16 protein-coding genes are annotated in these 18649 nt (G+C 43.7%); 7 read left to right on the forward strand and 9 right to left on the reverse strand.

Annotated elements, in window-relative coordinates; genetic code table 11:
• Window positions 1–99: 99 nt before the first annotated feature.
• The 4 genes from LEP1GSC058_RS03450 to LEP1GSC058_RS03465 all read right to left on the reverse strand — a co-directional run bounded on the left by LEP1GSC058_RS03450 (window position 100) and on the right by LEP1GSC058_RS03465 (window position 5698).
• Complete coding sequence (locus tag LEP1GSC058_RS03450) at window positions 100–2247, reverse strand: 7TM diverse intracellular signaling domain-containing protein (protein ID WP_016547956.1); 2148 nt, start codon at window positions 2245–2247, stop codon at window positions 100–102.
• A gap of 95 nt (window positions 2248–2342) precedes the next feature.
• The gene (locus LEP1GSC058_RS03455) at window positions 2343–3524 is read right to left on the reverse strand and encodes an acyl-CoA dehydrogenase family protein (protein WP_016547873.1); all 1182 of its coding nucleotides are present in this window, start codon (window positions 3522–3524) and stop codon (window positions 2343–2345) included.
• Between the two features lie 167 nt (window positions 3525–3691).
• Window positions 3692–4891 carry a sterol desaturase family protein gene (locus tag LEP1GSC058_RS03460; RefSeq protein ID WP_016547820.1) on the reverse strand — a complete coding sequence of 400 codons (1200 nt, stop codon included), beginning with the start codon at window positions 4889–4891 and terminating at the stop codon, window positions 3692–3694.
• Between the two features lie 24 nt (window positions 4892–4915).
• Window positions 4916–5698: an SDR family NAD(P)-dependent oxidoreductase gene (locus LEP1GSC058_RS03465; protein WP_016548287.1), complete on the reverse strand. Its 783-nt coding sequence runs from the start codon at window positions 5696–5698 to the stop codon at window positions 4916–4918.
• Window positions 5699–5865: 167 nt separating this feature from the next.
• Between LEP1GSC058_RS03465 and LEP1GSC058_RS03470 the strand changes: the two genes are divergently transcribed.
• Together LEP1GSC058_RS03470 and LEP1GSC058_RS03475 are read left to right on the forward strand one after the other, a co-directional pair.
• The gene (locus LEP1GSC058_RS03470; protein WP_016548199.1) at window positions 5866–6519 is read left to right on the forward strand and encodes a glutathione S-transferase family protein; all 654 of its coding nucleotides are present in this window, start codon (window positions 5866–5868) and stop codon (window positions 6517–6519) included.
• Between the two features lie 160 nt (window positions 6520–6679).
• On the forward strand, window positions 6680–6916 hold the full coding sequence (locus LEP1GSC058_RS03475) for a hypothetical protein (protein ID WP_016548133.1): 237 nt from the start codon (window positions 6680–6682) through the stop codon (window positions 6914–6916).
• An 89-nt stretch (window positions 6917–7005) separates the two neighbouring features.
• On the opposite strand, the gene LEP1GSC058_RS03480 is transcribed toward LEP1GSC058_RS03475, so the two are convergent.
• Window positions 7006–8970, reverse strand: a complete 1965-nt coding sequence (locus LEP1GSC058_RS03480; protein WP_051133758.1) for a M3 family metallopeptidase — start codon at window positions 8968–8970, stop codon at window positions 7006–7008.
• Between the two features lie 103 nt (window positions 8971–9073).
• Between LEP1GSC058_RS03480 and lsa23 the strand changes: the two genes are divergently transcribed.
• Complete coding sequence (lsa23, locus tag LEP1GSC058_RS03485; protein ID WP_016547975.1) at window positions 9074–9682, forward strand: surface adhesion protein Lsa23; 609 nt, start codon at window positions 9074–9076, stop codon at window positions 9680–9682.
• A 66-nt stretch (window positions 9683–9748) separates the two neighbouring features.
• Complete coding sequence (locus LEP1GSC058_RS03490) at window positions 9749–10927, forward strand: MaoC family dehydratase (RefSeq protein ID WP_016547902.1); 1179 nt, start codon at window positions 9749–9751, stop codon at window positions 10925–10927.
• Window positions 10928–11087: 160 nt separating this feature from the next.
• Here LEP1GSC058_RS03490 and LEP1GSC058_RS03495 read toward each other — a convergent pair whose 3' ends face one another.
• From LEP1GSC058_RS03495 to metK, 3 genes are all read right to left on the reverse strand, one after another.
• Complete coding sequence (locus tag LEP1GSC058_RS03495; RefSeq protein WP_010418671.1) at window positions 11088–11405, reverse strand: ATP-dependent Clp protease adaptor ClpS; 318 nt, start codon at window positions 11403–11405, stop codon at window positions 11088–11090.
• Window positions 11406–11468: 63 nt separating this feature from the next.
• The gene (locus LEP1GSC058_RS03500) at window positions 11469–12428 is read right to left on the reverse strand and encodes a transketolase family protein (RefSeq protein WP_016547911.1); all 960 of its coding nucleotides are present in this window, start codon (window positions 12426–12428) and stop codon (window positions 11469–11471) included.
• Entirely contained in the window at window positions 12428–13588 is a 1161-nt protein-coding gene (gene metK / locus LEP1GSC058_RS03505) for a methionine adenosyltransferase (protein WP_016548091.1), read from the reverse strand. The genes LEP1GSC058_RS03500 and metK overlap by 1 nt, the downstream gene beginning before the upstream one ends.
• Before the next feature lie 194 nt (window positions 13589–13782).
• Between metK and LEP1GSC058_RS03510 the strand changes: the two genes are divergently transcribed.
• The 3 genes from LEP1GSC058_RS03510 to LEP1GSC058_RS03520 all read left to right on the forward strand — a co-directional run bounded on the left by LEP1GSC058_RS03510 (window position 13783) and on the right by LEP1GSC058_RS03520 (window position 17533).
• The gene (locus tag LEP1GSC058_RS03510; RefSeq protein WP_016548262.1) at window positions 13783–14181 is read left to right on the forward strand and encodes a ParB N-terminal domain-containing protein; all 399 of its coding nucleotides are present in this window, start codon (window positions 13783–13785) and stop codon (window positions 14179–14181) included.
• A gap of 292 nt (window positions 14182–14473) precedes the next feature.
• The gene (gene lipL32, locus LEP1GSC058_RS03515; protein WP_016548168.1) at window positions 14474–15292 is read left to right on the forward strand and encodes a major surface lipoprotein LipL32; all 819 of its coding nucleotides are present in this window, start codon (window positions 14474–14476) and stop codon (window positions 15290–15292) included.
• A 498-nt stretch (window positions 15293–15790) separates the two neighbouring features.
• Entirely contained in the window at window positions 15791–17533 is a 1743-nt protein-coding gene (locus LEP1GSC058_RS03520; protein WP_016547983.1) for an acyl-CoA dehydrogenase family protein, read from the forward strand.
• 212 nt (window positions 17534–17745) lie between these two features.
• On the opposite strand, the gene LEP1GSC058_RS03525 is transcribed toward LEP1GSC058_RS03520, so the two are convergent.
• Entirely contained in the window at window positions 17746–18447 is a 702-nt protein-coding gene (locus tag LEP1GSC058_RS03525) for an oxidoreductase (protein WP_016547903.1), read from the reverse strand.
• Between the last annotated feature and the right edge of the window lie 202 nt (window positions 18448–18649).

Genomic DNA, 18649 nt, shown 5'->3' on the forward strand with positions numbered 1-18649 from the left:
TCGAAGTTGGATTCTCGTTCGAAAAAGAAAGTCGTCAATACCTTTTCGAACGGAACCTATCGCTCATTTTTCTCGGACTCTTGAAATTAAAGGGAACTTTTATGTATCTAAGGATGAGGGTTCCCTTTTATATTTTAAGGGTTTCTGCAAATATTTGATCAAAAGCACTTTATTTCCTTTGTCGTTGAATTTAACCACATCGAAGACTTTCCGGGTCATCATGATTCCGCGACCATGAGTATAACTTTGCTCGTTCAGTTTTTCGCCGTCCAGATTCAGGATTTTCTTAAAATCAAATCCGTCCCCTTCGTCATAAATTTCGAACCCGATTCGTTTCGAATTCAGCGAGTATGCGACTTTTACGGATCTAGTCCCGTAAAAGACCTCCTTTTGTCTCTTTTGGATGAACTCCATATAATTTCCGGATTTCATCGCATCCGTTTTCTCATCAAAGCTGATACCGAGATTTCCGTGCTCAATCGCATTGATCAGAACTTCGCGTAGACAAATACGAACCGCCGTCACGACCTCGGAACCCACGAATTGCGTCAAATTTGCGGTTAATTGGCGACTTAAGATATCGGCGTTCCTAAGATAATTGTTCACGGTAAAATTCATACTTTCGCTTTGCAAAAATCTAGAAAGAATATCTTCCGAGATTTCGGAAACCTTTCCTAAAACCATTCGTTTCCCTTCCGCGTCGAAAGATTGTAATCGAATTTTTACCGGTTTAGGTTCCATAACATATTTTTGACTGAACTCGGAATGAAACTCGACCGTCTTTTTGAGCTTGAGATGCTCCTCTAATTTTTCCTTCGCCAGGAACAGATTCAAGGAACCTTCCGGGCCTTCGGGAGAATATATTAGATCCAGCAGACTCTTTCCTTTTACTTCGGCGGGACGATGTCCGGTCAATCTCGATAAGGTTCGATTGGCATCCTGTATCTTTCCCTCCTGATCTAAAGTAAGTAAAAGTTCTTCCGCCCCTTCGAATAAATTTCGAAAACGCATTTCGGACTGTTCGATCGCGTGCTTTGCTTCGTTTAGATCTCCGACCTTGTTCGTTAGATTTATAGAAAGTTCGTTTACTCGATCCGCAAGCGACATCGCGATCAGTAACACATGCAATACGGAGCCGATCTCAACTCCCCAGTTTACGATTCCGATCGTATGCGGAAGTATTCCCGAAAACTTTAATAAGTATAAGAATGTTCCGATGATAAGCGCAAACCAAGCTCCTAAAAAGAAGGAAGCATATCTTAAATTTCTGGATAAATTCTGAAACCCGACTAAGAAGAGACCGATCAATCCCAAAAAAGCGATCGGAAAATATAAAGCCAAACCGACTCTAACAGGCAAGAAATATCCCGTTACAGTTAAAAAAGCGGAAGCATAAACGACGCCTAAAATCAGGATATTGGATCGAGGATGACGTCTCTTCGTATCAAAATAGGTTCGAATAAAATCCGCTGCTGTTGCGACCGACAGAAACATAAACGACGTAACACATTGACTCGCCCAAGTCGTGGCGTTGGGCCAAAAAAATTGCGAGGCATAGCCGCACATAACCCATTGAATGAAAATTCCAGCGCCTACATACGTGGAAAATGCAAAATAAATCTTTTCCTTTGTAGAAAGAAAAAGAAAAAGATTATATAATACCATAACCAAGATCGCACCGAAATACAGCCCTTCCAGAATTTGTTCCGAATTCACTTTGGAAAAAAAATCCCGACGTTTATATGCAAAGGCGGCGAAATTTACCGCGCTAGTCGTTTCAATTCGAACCAGTATGCGATCCTTGGAATGCGGCGGGGTTTCGAAGGGAAAACTCGGATACCGATAAAAGATCGGTCTCTCTTTGAAAGGAATGGAATCTCCGGCACGATAAATCGGTTCGGAATTTCCCGAAGCTTGGTATACGTCAATTTTATCGATGTAAGCGTACTGAATTTCTAAAACCCAGGAAAGAGTTTCGTCACTCGAGTTCTCGATCGGAATCGAGAACCAGTAAGCCGACGAATTATAGCCGAAGGAGGAAGATAAAACGGGTTGAAATTCGGCGTTCTCCAATACCTGGCGATATTCGGTCGAACGACTAAAATCGACCCAAACTTCCGAGTGATTACTTAGCGGGATCCCGGTCGACGGAATTTTGAAAGTATCAAAGGCTAAGACCGGGACAGCATGGAAAGATAGTAGGAATATAAAGCTTCTAAGAAAGATAGAGCCTTTTCCAATTTCCATTGTACTTTCGAGAATGCCCACTCTTTCTCCTTAAATTCGTAATTGAAGGGAGAAGATTGACTCGATGCCGATTGGCATCAAGTCAAAATCGGAGTTTACCCTTTTTTAGTTTTCGAAGCGGCATCCTTGATTAGACCGGCTGCTATTTCGTTCCTTTGGATTTGGCTCGTTCCTTCGTAAATTTGAAGAATCTTCGCATCACGATAATATTTTTCCACCGGATATTCCTTGGTATAGCCGTATCCTCCGAAAATCTGAACGGCATCGGAAGCGACTTGTACAGCGGAATCGGACGCGTAACATTTTGCCATTGCCGAGAATTTTGCCGCATCCTTATGCATCGACTCCGCATATACGCCCGCTTTATAAGTAAGTAAACGAGATCCTTCTATCTTAATCGCCATGTCTGCAAGCATATGTTGGATCGCTTGAAAGGATGCAATCGTAGTTCCGAATTGTTCCCTTTGACGGGCATAATCGATAGCTGCGTCAAATGCTCCTTGCATGACCCCGACCGCGCCTGCGGCAACCGCGGGACGCGATAGAATCAAAGTCTTGAATGCGTGTAGAAAACCTTGGTTTTCCTTTCCGCCTAAAAGATTTTCCTCCGGGATTTCGCAATCTTCCATGATCAATTGTCGAGTCTCAGAACAGCGAATTCCAAGCTTATCTTCTTTTTTTCCGAATGAGAATCCTTTCGTTCCCTTTTCGATGATGAAGCAGGAAATTCCTCTAGGTCCGCGGTCCTTGTCCGTCATGGCAAAAACGGTATAAATATCGGCTTGTCCGGCGCTACTAATCCACTGCTTGGTTCCGTTTAGTACATATCGATCGCCCTTCTTTACGGCGACAGTCGTCATAGAAGGAACGTCGGATCCTGCATTCGGTTCCGATAATCCGAACGCCGCAGTCTTCTCACCGGAAGCTAATAGAGGTAACCATTTATCTTTTTGGGCTTTTGTTCCTCCTACGTCGATCGGAAGCGCGCCTAGCTTCGTGGAAGTAAATGCAGTGTTCACACCTAAACATCCCCAAGAGACTTCCTCGGCTAGGATGATTCCGCCCATCATACCGTATCCTAATCCGCCATGTTCCTCATCGAACAAAGCTTGGTATAAACCGGCTTCCTTAAATTTTTGCAGAATGGCTTTCGGGTATTCGTTATTTTCGTCGTAGTGCATACGGTTAGGAACGACTTCCTTTCGCACGACATCGCGAACTAAATCGCGTAATTGTAAGAGCTCTTCCGGAAGATCAAATTGTAGGGTTGATTGCAAGAGGTGTTTCTCCTTCGGCTATTTCGCTATAGGGATTATCCTACGCTTGGCCTAGTTTTTTCCGTCCCCCTCTAGATAGCAAGTCGTTGCGGTTCAAAAATGAACCGTTAAGTTTGATTGATATGAGCGCGAATCATTTAGTTTTATATACGAACAAAACGAGAAAATCAAATACCGAATTTAATCCACGCGTAACCGACAAGGATCGGAAGACTCGCAAGACGAATCGATTCCCATACGATCGCTTTCTTTCTCCCTTCCAGCAGAATGCCTATTGTATAGAAAGAGAAAGTAATCCAGAGCGAAGCGAGCAGGAAAATTTCAATACCGAGAATTCCTTTCTTAAAAAACCTTAGAGCCGATAAAGTAAGGATCGCCAAAATAAAAAATTGCGCGATCGCATATACTTTTCTCTCTCTTGAAATTTGCGGATCGTAAACTTGCAATAATTCCCGACTGATCGGAGGAATCTCCTTTGTTCCCCCCAATGAGGACGGTCTCCAATCCGGTTTTTGAACAAGAAGAAGAAACTTATCTTTCCAATTCGGGGCAAGACGTATCAAATTCCACAAATCTCGATAAATGTGCAAATTCGCAGTCAATGGATTGAAGGTCCCTAACTGAGTAGTTAGACCGTATACCGGCTCGGACGTTTCTTCCGCATACGTTCCGAACCATTTATCCCAAAGGATTAATATTCCACCGTGGTTTTTGTCCAAATACTTCGGATCTCTTCCATGGTGCACTCTATGGTGCGAAGGCGTTAGAAAGATCTGCTCCACCCAACCTAGCTTTCCAATCAGCCGTGTGTGAACCCAAAATTGATATATCTTGAGAATCCCCTGACAAAGTAAAAGCGACCACCAAGGAACTCCCGCTATTGCAAGCGGAAGATTAAACGCATATTCGAAAATTCTTTGAAAGCTGGATTGTCTCAATGCCACCGATAAATTGAATTCCTCGCTGGAATGGTGGGTAACGTGGCAAGCCCAAAGAAAATGAACTTCGTGCGTTGCTCTATGAAACCAGTAGTAGATAAAATCGACGGCCAAGAGAATCAGTAACCAGGATATCGTCTCAGCCCACCGAAATTCCCAGCCGTCCACTCCTCGAATTATGGGAGATCCTACGGGAAGCTCCGAAAAACCCCAAAGATGCTGAATCGAAAAATGAACTCGAACTTGTTCGTAGATCCAAAGCGATCCAAGAGTCACAAAAACTCCCGTAAGAGAGAAGAGTATGCCGGTACCTAAATCGGTGATCGTATCGTTCCAACGATAAACGTTTTTCTTTCTTCCGATATAAGCTTCGACCAATATAAGAATCAAAAAGAACGGAACCGCTAAATCTATAATCGACTCTCCCATTATCAAACCTCGCCGAAACTTAAATTATCCTACGGTATTGAAAATCTTCGCAATTTTCCGGATCAAAAAACGCGGAGTAATCCTTACGGATTGTGCCAAAACTTTATTAGCAAAACCTGAAATAACGACTGCCCGCCCGTTCTTTACCGCCTCGTATCCCAGTTTTGCGACATCATGAGGAGTTGCTTTAGGAACCATAGGACTATTTAAGAGCGCAGAATTATCCATCTCCGCTCTTTTAAAAAATTCAGTGTTCGTCGGTCCCGGACAGAGACAGGTTACCGTGACTCCCACCTTCTTCAATTCTTCGGAAATTCCTTCCGAGAAAAAAAGCACATACGCCTTACTCGCATAATAGTTCGTCATCAACGGACCCGGTTGAAATGCGGCGGTCGAAGCCACGTTTAGTATTTTTCCGGAATGCCTATCGACCATGTCCTTCAAAAACAAATGAGTCAGTGCGACGAGGGACGTCACGTTCACTTGGATCAAGGATAATTCCTGAGTTAAATCCAACGTATCGAAACGACCGTTCGTGCCGAATCCGGCATTGTTTACGAGAAGGTCCACTATCGCTTTTTTCTTTTTCGCAAAATCGTAGATCTTCTTCGGGCTTTTTGGATCCGATAAGTCGAGTGCAAGAAAATCCGTTTTTGCACCCAAAGATTCAGTTTCCTTTTTCACTTTTGCCAACGTTTTCGCATTTCTGGCTACGAGTATCAAATCGTATCCGTCGGACGCCGCCAATTTCGCTATTTCATAACCGATCCCGGTACTTGCTCCGGTTATTATGGCCGTTTTTTTCATCGAATAAGTTCTCCTAAAGCCGCCTTACAATTCCAGGCGTGAAGGCAATAATATGCGAAATTAGAAAGCGGGGAAAGAATAAAAATTCGACTTATCGATTAGTTGGTCCAGCCAACTGAAGAAAAAAGCTTTACGATCCGATTTCTCCTTAAAGGATCCGATAACCTATGATACGTTTATACGGATATCCTATCAGCAACTACTCCAATAAAGTAAAACTCTTCTTATTGGAAAAGAACATCGAATTCGAAGAAATAAGAACTCCTTATTCCCAGGACGAAGAATTTTTAAAGAGAAGCCCGATGGGAAAGATTCCATATATTGAAATTAACGGAAACTATCTTTTCGAATCTCAGGCGATCATCGAATTCATCGAGGCGAACTTCCCGGATTCGAAGAAACTATTTCCGATAGATCCGATAGAAGCGGCTTTAGTCAGATCCATAATTACGATAATAGAAAATTATATCGATACCCCCGCAAGAAGAGTTTATACGCCCGGTTTAAAGCAAGAATCCATTCCTACCGATGCAATCAAGGAGGTCCGAAGTGCACTGCAAAGAGCCACATCGGCATTAGCCAGAGTGGTAAAATTCTCTCCTTTTATCGCGGGATCAGAATTTACCGCCGCGGACTCCGCCGCATTCGCTACACTCCCCCTCGTCATCGATAATTTAAGCGAATGGATCTCCCCCTGTCCCGTAGAAGAATTACCCGGTTTAAAGGCTTATTTAGAGATGATGAATTCTCTCCCTGGGCCTGCTAAGGTGGAAAAAGCTAGGGCGACGATTATGAAAGCTTTACGCAGAAGTAGAAAATAAGGGAACCCTTTCGCAAATTACGGGTCACCCGTAATTTATTGTGCGACGCGATCTGATTTTCAAAATCTCAGGTTTGAATTCGTATAAAACTCAAGTTGTATTCGATTTCAAAAAATCTGGTTGACTCGCGCCGTTCTGAAATTAACCTTCGAGTGGCCTTATGGAAGCAGAGAAAGTCATTTCCGTCCCCATCAAAGAACTTCCTCACCTGAAAGTAATCCTCGCAGGTTGGTATAACTTCCTTAAGGACAGCTATGACCAAAAAAAAATCGACGCGGGGGCCTTTAAGGACTCTTTAAAGACCAGCGTCGTCTATAATATCGATTCGGATCAGATCGAGCTTCTGCTTTCGGGAACTGAGCAACTGCTTCAGAATTTCCGCAAGAATCTTTCCTAAATTCCCAAGCATCGGACGATCGACGCATTCTTTTTCATAGGGGAGTTTTTGCCGTCGAAAATTCCCGATTAAAAGCTATAACACTTGTATTAAGCGACTAAATCGTATAGCCGCAGTAGAGCCTCCGGCTTAGGATCTCGACCCAGGAATTTTCGGAATAAACTCATGGCGTTTTCGGAACCGCCCTTTTCTAAAATATTACTTTTATAACTTTCCGCGAGTCCGGCGTCAAAAATTCCTTTTTCTAAGAACGCGAAGAATGCGTCGGCTGCCAGAAGTTCGGCCCATTTGTAACTATAATATCCCGCAGCGTAACCTCCCGAAAAAATGTGTGAGAATCCGTTTTGGAATTTATTATAAGAAGGCGGCTGCAAAATACCGACCTCTTTGCGTACTTCGTCGAGTATTTTCTGCACTTCATCTTCCGTATGTTTTCCGATATGAATTCGCATATCAAAAATTCCGAATTCTAGCTGACGCAACACTCCTAACCCGGCCAGAAAATTTTTAGTCGTTTTCAATTTATGGACTAAGTCCTGCGGCATGGGAACTTTCGTTTGATAATGAAACGCAAAGAATTGCAGAACCTGAGGTTCGTACGCAAAATTCTCCAAAAATTGCGATGGAAATTCCACCGCGTCCCACTCGACCCCGTTGATGCCGCTAACGGGAGGTTCCTCCACCTTCGTGCAAATATGATGCAGGGTATGACCCATTTCATGGAATAGAGTCACAACATCGCTATGCTTCAATAAAGAAGGAGATCCTTCCTTAGAGGGTGGAAAATTACAGACAACGAATGCTGTTGGCAGCGCGATTCCTTGCGGCAATCTGTTCCGGGAAGCCCAATTATTCATCCAGGCGCCGCTTTGTTTATCTTTTCTAGATTCAAGATCCAAGTATAACTGTGCGCGAACTTGGGACCCGCTTTTCAACTGATAGACTTCCACTTTCGGATCCCAAGTTGGAGCGTCGATTTTTACTAACTCGAGACCGAGTAACTTTCTAAAGAATTCGAAAGCGCCTTTCACGACCGAATTTTTTTCGAAATATGGCCGAGTCTCCTCTTCGTCAAAATCATACGACTGCTTCTTTAACTTCTCGGACACGTAAGAAGTATCGAAAGCTTGCAGATCGTCGATTCCCAGCGTCTTTGCGAACCCCGATAACTCCTTAAATTCTCTTTCCGCAAACGGCTTCGCCTTCTTTCCTAATTCCTCTAAAAAATTCAACACCGTCTTTGGAGAATCCGCGACTTTCGTCGCCAGGGAAAGTTCCGCATAGTTGGAATAGCCGAGCAGGAGGGCTTCTTCGTCTCTTAAAGCCAAAATCTCCTCTATCAGTTTACCGTTCTGAGGCGCCTTCGTAACATACGCTTTATACAATTCCTCCCGCTTATTTCGATTCGTACCGTACGTCATATAGGAAATATAACTAGGGTATTGTAGCGTGAACGAGTAAGATCCGTCCGCATTCCTGTATAAAGCTTTATCCGATTCCGGGATTTCTTTAACGTCTTCTTCCGATTGGATTCTCATTTCGTAGGCATTAGTAGCATCCAGAAGGTTCTGAGAAAATTGATTGTCCACATCGGAAAGACGAAGTTGGATCTCTTGCAAACGCTTCTTACGTTCCGGCGGCAGCCCCACTCCGCCTAATTTAAACTGTAATATCCCATCTTCCAGTACCTTCTTTTGAGGTTGGTTCAATGTATCTTTCTCACGGTTCAAAATCGCAGTATATGCGTGAAAGAGTTGCTCATTCTGACCGAGATCGGAATAAAATTCGGTTATTTCGGGTAGAATCTCCGTATAATTGCTCTTAGACTCTTCGTTATTCTTAACGCTATTCAGATGAGACAATACTGTAAAATCCAAATGAAGATCCTGAAGAGAGTCGTTTAACGGTCTTATTAAGGAATCGTAGGTAGGCGAATCCTGAAGTAACAATCGTGATAACAGTTCTTTAGAAGAGGAAATTCTTGCACGAATCGAATCTTTTAGATTTTCCAAAGGCACATTCGGGAATTCACGAAAAGGGAGAGTTTTGTCCATCAAGAACAGAATCCATAAAACCTCGAAAAGCCGCATCCTTTTTTGCGGTATCATCTTGACAAAGCTTGAATCATCGATTCCAATTCCGTCGAGAGTCCTCATTATGAATAATCCGAGCATTCTTATTTTATTGTGCATAGGATTGCTACTCGAATGTTCCGGTCCGAGTTTGCCGAAGTTCCCTCTTGCGGACGGCCCTTGCAATGGGGAAAATCTTCCAATCCTAGTTCAACCCGAAAAAGATATCCTCGCCGGAAACGGATTACTGACGACGTATTGCAAAAGCGAAATTACTCCATCGGGAGTAGAATTAAGAATTACGTATGTATTCCAAGATGAAGTTCACCCGCACACTTTGAAGGACGTAATATACAGAATTTATAGAAGATTCAAGTATGGGCGCACTGCCGATATAGAATCGATTCGCGTAAAATTGAATCCGGATGGAAACCTTTCCGAAATCGATCTTACCAACGTTTATTCGGCGGGTCAGATTTTTTTACAAGATCCGGTAGAACATTACGATTCCATTCTAAAACCGACCCAAATAGAATTTCGAAATTTGCGACCGGTTCTATTCGTAAATACCTGGAACCACATGTTCGGGGAAAAGGATACGAATCCGGATCTTCCTAAAATGGAAATTCTCGGAGGAGAATTAAGATACGGATCAAGGGAATTACTCGAAAGCTATTTCAAAGGAAGGTTGTGAAAAAGCCTTTTCGGGGGACCCAATGCGGAAATCCTAGGAAAAATTAAAGAAAAAGGCAGGAGCTCCATGGCAAAAATTCCAACCACCCCCTTCGCGGAACTGGCACCTAAAACTCCGGTGGATACCGGTAAGGTCAAAAGGGGAATCTACGGACGTTATCTTGAAGAATTTACCGAAGGCGCGATCTTTGAACATCCCCGGGAACTCACCATCGATAGGGCGTTTGCTCAGGAATTCGCAACCACGTTTATGGAAGCAAATCCGCTTTTTCTTTCCGCACCTTATGCTCAAGCGCACGGATTTAAAGATTTATTAATTTCTCCGTTAATGGTTTTCAACCTCGCTCTTTCGCTGGGCGTACAAAATGATTCCGAAAAAGCTCTCGCGAATTTAGGTTATTACGACGTTCAATTTCTAAAACCGGTCTATCCGGGCGATACTCTATCCGCAAAAACTAAAGTATTGAAAGTGGACGATAAAGGTCCGGATAAACCGGGAATCGTTCATGTACGTACGATTTGCTTGAACCAAAATAGGGAATTAGTCCTACAGTACGAACGAAAGATCATGATCTATCATTCCAATGGAAAACCGAAAGGAACTCCAAAGCCTGTCGTAAAAGAAGCATTCTTTCCAGAAACAAATCATCCTGAAATCGAATTACCGAATTTAAAACTCCCGAAAGGTTTCGAGACGGCTACTTGGTCGGATACTTACTTCGAAAATTTCGAAGCAGGACAAATTTATATTCACCAAAATGGAAGAACCATTACCGACGAGCACTTCCCTTGGACCTATCGAGTGGGAAACACTCACCCATTGCATTATGATAGGCTGTATTCCGCCGGAATTTCCGGACCGATGGGCGGCGATCCTGTTGTTTACGGCGGACTTGTGTTCGCCTGGTTATGCGGATTGGCATCACGGGACACTACGGAAAATGTTCTTTGGGATTTGGGATTTACGGAAGGATATCATACACAACCTTCGATCAGCGGCGATACCGTTACAGCAATCTCAAGAATCCTCGCTGTGAAAGATAGAGGAAACGAATTCGGAATTTCCGCGGGAGAAGTTCATATTCAGTTCATCGGCTTGAAAAATATCAAAGCAAACGAAGCCTTTGAAAAATTTGGCCAAGAACTTTTCTTAAAGGAAAACGATAAGAAGAAACTCGGAAAAGAAAAACTTCCGGAAAAGATTTTCGAAATCGAAAGAAAAATTCTCGTTAAGAAAAAGTGGTAAATTGCTTCAAACGACGGAATTATCTAATTCCGTCGTTTTTCCTAAAGTCACAATCGAGAAAAAGCCGCAGCTTTAATTTAATCCACCTACAACCTACATCGCGGGAGATGAATGGGATTTTTATGAAAAATTGCTCTGAATCGCCGAAGACTAGAAAGAATTAAGATTTCTCTAATGTTGCACTCATGGAACCTTTTGAGACGGCCATTCTTGGGTCGGGTCCGTAAGTCAAAATAAGTTCCTGAACATGTTCAGCGTGTTCGAATTCTCCCGCAAAAACGACCGTCTTCTTTTGGGTATCCACTTCTACTGCGTGACGAAACGCTTGCTCCATAGTCATCGTGCAGACTTCCATTAGCATTTCGATCACATAGTCATAGGTATGTTCGTCGTCGTCCCAGAGTACTACTTTCCACGGACCGCCTGTTTTAGCCGGGTCCTCCACTGTAGTCTCTTCAATGACGGGTGTCTGGGACATTTTTAACTCTTACCCGAAGTTTTCCTCGGGTCGATTAGCGTTTTACTTCAGAAGAAATGCGGGCTATTTTAATTGAATCGCCTTCCGGGCTAATTCCACTATATTCTTGGCTCTTAGACCAAAATAGTCGAGCAATCCCGACCAGGTTCCCGATTTTCCGAAGGTATCTTTCATTCCTAATTTTAGGATTCTAACCGGATATTCTTCGGATAGAAATTCGCTAACTGCAGATCCGAGTCCGCCCACCACATTATGCTCTTCGCAAGTAATGACAACACCGCAAAGTTTCGCATATTTTAAAATAGCGTCCTTGTCGATCGGTTTAATCGTCGCCATATTCAATAGAGTCGCCTGTACGCCTAATGATTCCAATTCTTTCACGGCGATCATCGCTTCGTTTACGAGAACCCCGTTGGCGATAATTAGGACGTCCTTACCTTCGCGGATTACCTCCGCTTTACCGATTTCAAATTTATAATTTTCCCGTTCAATTAGAGGCACGTTAGGACGTCCAACTCTTACATAAACGGGGCCTTTATAATCTGCGATCGCGTGAATTACTTGCTTAGTCTCGTTATAGTCCGACGGGCAAATCACGACCATTTCCGGAATGACTCTCATGGTTCCAAAATCTTCGATACATTGGTGAGATGCACCGTCTTCCCCGACGGTAATCCCTCCGTGAGAAGCGACTAGTTTAACGTTCAAAAATGGGTAAACTACGCTATTACGAACGACTTCCCAAGCTCTTCCGGATAAAAACATCGCAAAGGAAGAGGCAAACGGTACGTAGCCGGCCAAAGCAAGACCGGCCGCATGCCCCACTAAATTTTGCTCCGCGACTCCGATATTGAAAAATCGATCCGGATAAGCTTTGGCAAATTTATTCGTCTTGGTCGAACCGGAAAGGTCCGCATCCAAGACGACAATGTCCTTTCGTTCCGCTCCCAATTCGTGCAGAGCGTCTCCGTACCCGTCTCGGGTAGCCTTTTGGTCGGAAGTGGAAACGGAAGGAGCGCCCATCAGCCTTTCAAAGCCTCTGCTTTGTCGGTTTTTTCCCAGGTAAACGTTTCTCCGCTGCGACCAAAATGACCGTAAGCAGCCGTTTCGCGGTATTTTCTTCCTTTTTCCAGAAGTTTGAGCGATTCGGTAATTCCACGAGGAGTGAGTTTAAAATTGGCGCGAATCCGTTTTACGATCTCCGCCTCGGGAAGCGTTCCAGTACCGAACGTATCAACGTGAACGGAAACCGGCTCGGCGACTCCGATGGCATACGCTAATTGAACCTCGCACTGCGAAGCTAGTCCGGCAGCTACAACATTCTTAGCAATATAACGGCCCATGTAGGCTGCGGAACGATCCACTTTGGAAGGATCTTTTCCGGAGAAAGCTCCCCCGCCGTGACGGCCGTAACCGCCGTAAGTATCCACGATAATTTTACGACCGGTCAAACCGGTATCTCCATGAGGTCCGCCTATGATGAATTGACCGGTTGGATTAATAAAGAATTTCGTGTCTTTCAAAAAGTTTGCGGGAATTACTTTCTTAATACATTCCTCAATCACGGTTTCTTCGATCGTCTTGTGATTTACATCGGGCGTATGTTGAGTCGAAATAACGACCGTATCCACGCGAACCGGTTTTCCGTCCTTGTATTCGACGGTAACTTGAGATTTCACATCAGGACGAAGCCAAGCGAATCTCTTTGCATGTCTAATCTGCGCAAGATATTTGACTAGTTCGTGAGAATAGTAAATAGGCATCGGCATAAGTTCAGGAGTTTCGTTGATCGCGAAACCGAACATCAGCCCCTGATCACCAGCGCCTTGCTCTTTAAAGAGCCCTTCCCCTTCAGTAACACCCTGAGAAATATCAGGACTTTGTGCGTGTATATGAGTCGAGACGACTGCGAAATCGGCATCGAATCCCATAGTTATATCGGTATACCCTATATCACGGATCACGTCCCTGGCGATTTCGGCGGCGTCCACCTTTCCTTTGCTAGTCACTTCGCCGGCAACTACGACGAGGTTGGTCGTCACCAAAGATTCACAGGCAACCCTTGATTTCGGATCCTGTGCGAGATACGCGTCGAGAATAGCGTCTGAAATTTGATCGCAGACCTTGTCGGGGTGGCCTTCCGAGACCGATTCCGAAGTGAAGATAAAGTCTTTCAGGGACATTAGGCTTAATTCCTACTAATTCTATCTGGGCGGAATTCACAATCCCGCCATAAAACTAAAAACCTCCGGAACCTGACGGTGTCAAGTGAATCCGATCCCGAAGTTTCGAGTCTTTCCGCCCATGAGGCAAATTTAAAGCGATCGTTCTGAAATTGATTTGTAGGATTTCCCAAGGAAGAAAAACCTTTTCTGAGATGAAAATTCGGGTTTCCGATATCAAGGTCAAAAATCGAATTCGCAAGGATTTAGGTGACCTCCAAAGCCTTCGCACTTCTATTCAAACTTTAGGTCTCTTACATCCGATCATAATCGATTTAGACAATAAACTGGTTTCCGGGGAAAGACGGCTTGAGTGCGTTAAGTCTCTCGGTTGGGAATATGTGGATGTGAGAATCGTTGACGTTCAAAGCAAAAAGGAACGAATCATGATTGAGGCGGAAGAAAATAATGTCCGCTTACCTTTCTCCTCCGAAGAACAGGATAGAGTTCGAAAACTCTTGCAACGATATTCTTATACCGGCTTTTTAGGACGACTTTGGGCCTGGTTATTGGATCTTTGGGACTGGTTTATTGACTGGATTTCCAGGAAATAATACGCTCTATTAACCTCATCACGCAAGAAGTTTCCCGGCCCTTTTTGCGAAATCTTTTCTTATTTCGAAACCTTCGCGGTCGGTAATCCTATAATTCAATTTCACCTAACTACTCGTTAAAGCCTCCTGACTTTTACATCGTTCATTCAATTTTTTATTGTTTAAAAATCCGCGAACATATTTTATCTTTTTGCGCCGCCAAAAACCGTAGAAACAAAAAATTATTAATTCGATTTACAAAAACAAAACGGTTCCTTAGTGTGAGCAATCCATACCAAGGAGAGTCTCCCGAATGAAAAAGTCTTTGATTCTTATGGTTTCTGCAATTCTTGCCAGCTTTACTGCTTGCCATGGCGGATTACCATCTCTTAAAAGCTCCATGCCACTCCCAGACACCGGATTTAGTGCTCCGTCAGTTCCGGGCGTTGCAGCTCCAAAACCGATGTTAGGTTATTCTGAAACTGTTAACTACTGGGGATTCATCAAGCCTGGTCAAAAAAGTGACGGAATTGTAGACGGAAATAAAAAAGCATATTATCTATATGTTTGGGTTCCTGCTGCAGTTGCTGAAATCGGTGTTCGTATGATTTCCCCTACCGGCGAAATCGGTGAACCAAGTTCTTCCGACATCGTGAGTGATAGCTTCAAAGCTGCAACTCCGGAAGAAAAAAGTATGCCGAACTGGTTCGATACTTGGATCCGTGTTGAGCGTATGGCAGCAATAATGCCAGACCAAATCGAAGCAGCTTCTAAAAAACCGGCCGTTCAAAAACTGAAAGATGATGATGACGGCGATGACACTTACCATGAAGAGCGTCACGCAAAATACAACTCTCTTACTCGGATCACCATTCCGAGCATTCCCAAAAGCTTGGAAGAGTTGAAAAACATCGACACCAAAAAACTTTTAGTTCGCGGTTTATACAGAATTTCTTTCACTACCTACAAACCAGGTGAAGTGAAAGGATCGTTCGTTGCTACTGTCGGCGTTTTAGGCGTTCCTGGAACTCCTGGACTTTCTCCGATCGTTCATTCCAATCCTGTTGAATTAGAAAAACAAGCTATTGCTGCAGAAGAAGCTCTTAAGAAAGCTCTTTCTGGATCTAAATAAGATAGTTATTCAAATCCATCGGGAAATACCCGGAAAGCCGCCGAAAGGCGGCTTTTTTTATGCTCGGCCATGCTATTTTAAAATTCCTGTTTGTGAAAATAGGTTATTTGAATGAGAACACAAAGAAAATATCTAGGACTTTGAAAGTGTAACCCATGTCTCCGGTCTAAAGTGTTACCTATGTTCCAGGACGTACACCCGCCTGGGAGGGGGGCCGGATCGGCGGTACCCCGCAAAGTCACTAGTTCCGGCTCCTGATCACATAACTGGGCTTACGGCAACATTTTTTTCCTGCAAAAGCTATGTGTGAGCTCCCACACGAATAATGCCCTATCCTTTAACAAACATCGTTCTTTCTTTTCATACGATTGAAAAATTCGAATAAAAAAAGAAAAACAGGGAATTTACTTTTGCCTAAATTAGAAGTAGCATAACCAAGTTTTATTGAAGTATCAAGTAAATTCGTACGTTCAATTTTAAACGAACGGGGGCGCGCAAATGATCGAAAACAATTACTTCATAGAAAACGAAGATTTATCGCAACAAGTCCAGTCGATTATAGACTGGAAAGAAATAGTAGAGTCTTTCGAGCAAGGATTCAAAGACCATAAAGAATTCGAGCGCACAGGTGCGGAGGAATTGGCAATGGCCCCGAGTTCCGTCCAAGAAGCGGTAGAATATTATAAATCCATATTAGAGTCCGCAGGTGAAATTGCGGGACTTGAAATTGCACCGAAAGCGAAAGAAATGGATGCGGAAGGTTTAAAGTATTCTGACGGTAAAGTCATCTTTCCTCGAGCCATGATAGAAGGCTTAACAAAAGTGAAGGAGGCAGGTATTTTACCCTACTCCATCGGACGCAAATTCGGAGGGTTAGGAATTCCGGCCACGATTCAAGCGATGCTTATGGAAATTTTTTCCCGGGCGGACGGGGCATTTGCGATCGCAATCGGTTGTATGAATCTAGCGGAGACGATTGAACGCTTTGGATCGGAAGAAATGATCCGGGAATATGTTCCTAAAATGGCGACCGGCGACCTCTGCGGCGCAATGGCCTTAACCGAACCTAACTATGGCTCCGATCTTCCGAATCTACAAACTAAGGCAATCAAAGACTCTTCCGGAACATGGAAAATCACCGGAGCGAAACGATTCATTACTCACGGTTGCGGGTTCGGGAATATTCCTTCGGTCATTCTAACTCTTGCTAGGACCGGCAGTCCGACGAGCGGAGCAAGGGGACTTTCTTTTTTTCTAGTAAAAAGCGGCGATGTTCAAATCGCCGGGATAGAGAAGAAAATGGGACTTCATTGTTCGCCGACATGCGAGGTGGTCTATGAGAATTCATCGGGAATTCTCATAGGAGAGGAAGGTTACGGTTTAGTACGATACTCGATGGCGATGATGAATGGAGCCAGACTTTCGATCGCAGCTCAAGCCCTAGGGATTGGAACTGCGGCCTACTACGAAGCAAAAAAATATGCCGAAGAGCGTGAACAGTTCGGAAAGAAAATTCAGAACATTCCCGCCGTCAGAAAAATGCTGGAATCGATGGATAGAGAAATCGCCGCGATGCGAGCCATTCTGCAAGAAGCCTCCCGATCTATCGATCTATATCATTGGAAATCCGAGCATCTCAAAGAAGCCGGTGTCGATGAAAGAGAAATTAAGAAGGACGAAACCATTCGCAAATGGGAAAAGCTGGCAAACCTCTTCACCCCGCTCTCTAAATACTATATCACCGAACAAGCGAACAAAATCGCGTATGATGGATTGCAAATTCACGGGGGCGCCGGATATACGTATGATTACGATATTTCTCGAATCGTCCGGGACGTGCGAATCACCAACATTTATGAAGGGACAACTCAATTACAGATAGTCGCCGCAATCGGCGGTGTTGTTTCGGGTTTAAGTCTCAAAGGGCATTTAAGGCAATATTTGGACGAGGAAATCGCAAACTTCCCAAGTAGCCCATTGCTTTCTAAAGTAAAAGAGAAATTAGAAATAAATTATGGTATCTACACATCGCTCGAAAACGGAGAGGATAAAGATGAAGTGGCATTCGAGTTAGTCGAATCTGCTGCCAGAACCATTAACGGACTTCTGCTTGAAAGAGGGGCGAATAAACTTTCCGGAAAACGAAAGGAAACTCGCCTCGCTTTAGCAGCCGATTACAATCTCGACAGCATGGCAATTCTGGAAAGTCACCGGATCCGAATTCAAAATAAGGTCCGATAAGCATCCGCGTTTATTCGACTCTTCGCCGATGCCGAGTGATTCGGATCCGTAACTCGATATATTCCCATTAAAAAAGCGGAAATTATCGAGTTACATTCGGCGGGAAACATTGAGCAAGGAGCACGATGGAAGATTCATTTTGGACGGCAATCTCCTAAAATATAATCTCCGGGAATTGATATAAGTCCAGTTCGTGTTTCCGACTGTAAGGTCTAAATTTCTTTTTTCAATATTTCGGATATTTTAGCCCGAACGTTAGAGGAACCTAACTCTTGAATTTTATCGGAATCGATTATAATATTGCCTCTTAGATCAGCCCAGGCGACGTTTAACATCGCTTTAGCGACCACCGTTCCCTCAATAGAACGGTATTTTTTTAACGGTCCGATCAAAATCGGATTTAAGAATATAGCGAGTATCGCGCCTATCTTCTCGCCTATTCTGAATTCCTTTCGATCGCCTTCCAAAAGAGAAGGTCTGAAAATGCCCAGATATTCGAATCCTAATCGAGAAATTTCCCGTTCCAATTCGCCTTTTACTTTATTATAAAATACGATTGATTCCGGATCGGCTCCTAAGGCGCTAACTAAGGAAAATCCCTTTGCACCTATCGATTTAGCGGCCTTAGCAAAAGTAATCGCATAATCAAAGTCCACCTTTCGAAAATCCTCTCGAGATCCAGCTTGTTTAATGGTCGTACCCAAAGCGGAAAATGCATCGGTAACACCTTTCGGAAGATCGGGAAAATGATTCCAATCCACAAGTATCGGCTCCAGCTTCGGATGAGACCAAGATAAAGGTCTACGAACTATCATGTAAACCTTGTCCCAATCGGCATCAAGCAAAAGCTCTCTTACTAATTGGCTTCCGACCAAGCCGGTTCCGCCTGCAACGACCGCGATTCGATTTTTCATATTCCACCCCGATGTATAAGAAGATGCTCCGTCGGAGTCTTTATCGTCCAGACATTTACATCATTTCAAAAACCGGTTAGACCCGGCAAAATCTCTCAAGTGTCTTTTTTCTTCTTCCAAAAACGAAGCAGGCCAATTTCTTTCTTCAGATTCTTTCACCGAGAAACTCGATAAAGAATTGATGTCTTCGTTGCATATCTTT

The sequence above is a fragment of the Leptospira fainei serovar Hurstbridge str. BUT 6 genome, from assembly GCF_000306235.2.
GTDB lineage: Bacteria > Spirochaetota > Leptospiria > Leptospirales > Leptospiraceae > Leptospira_B > Leptospira_B fainei.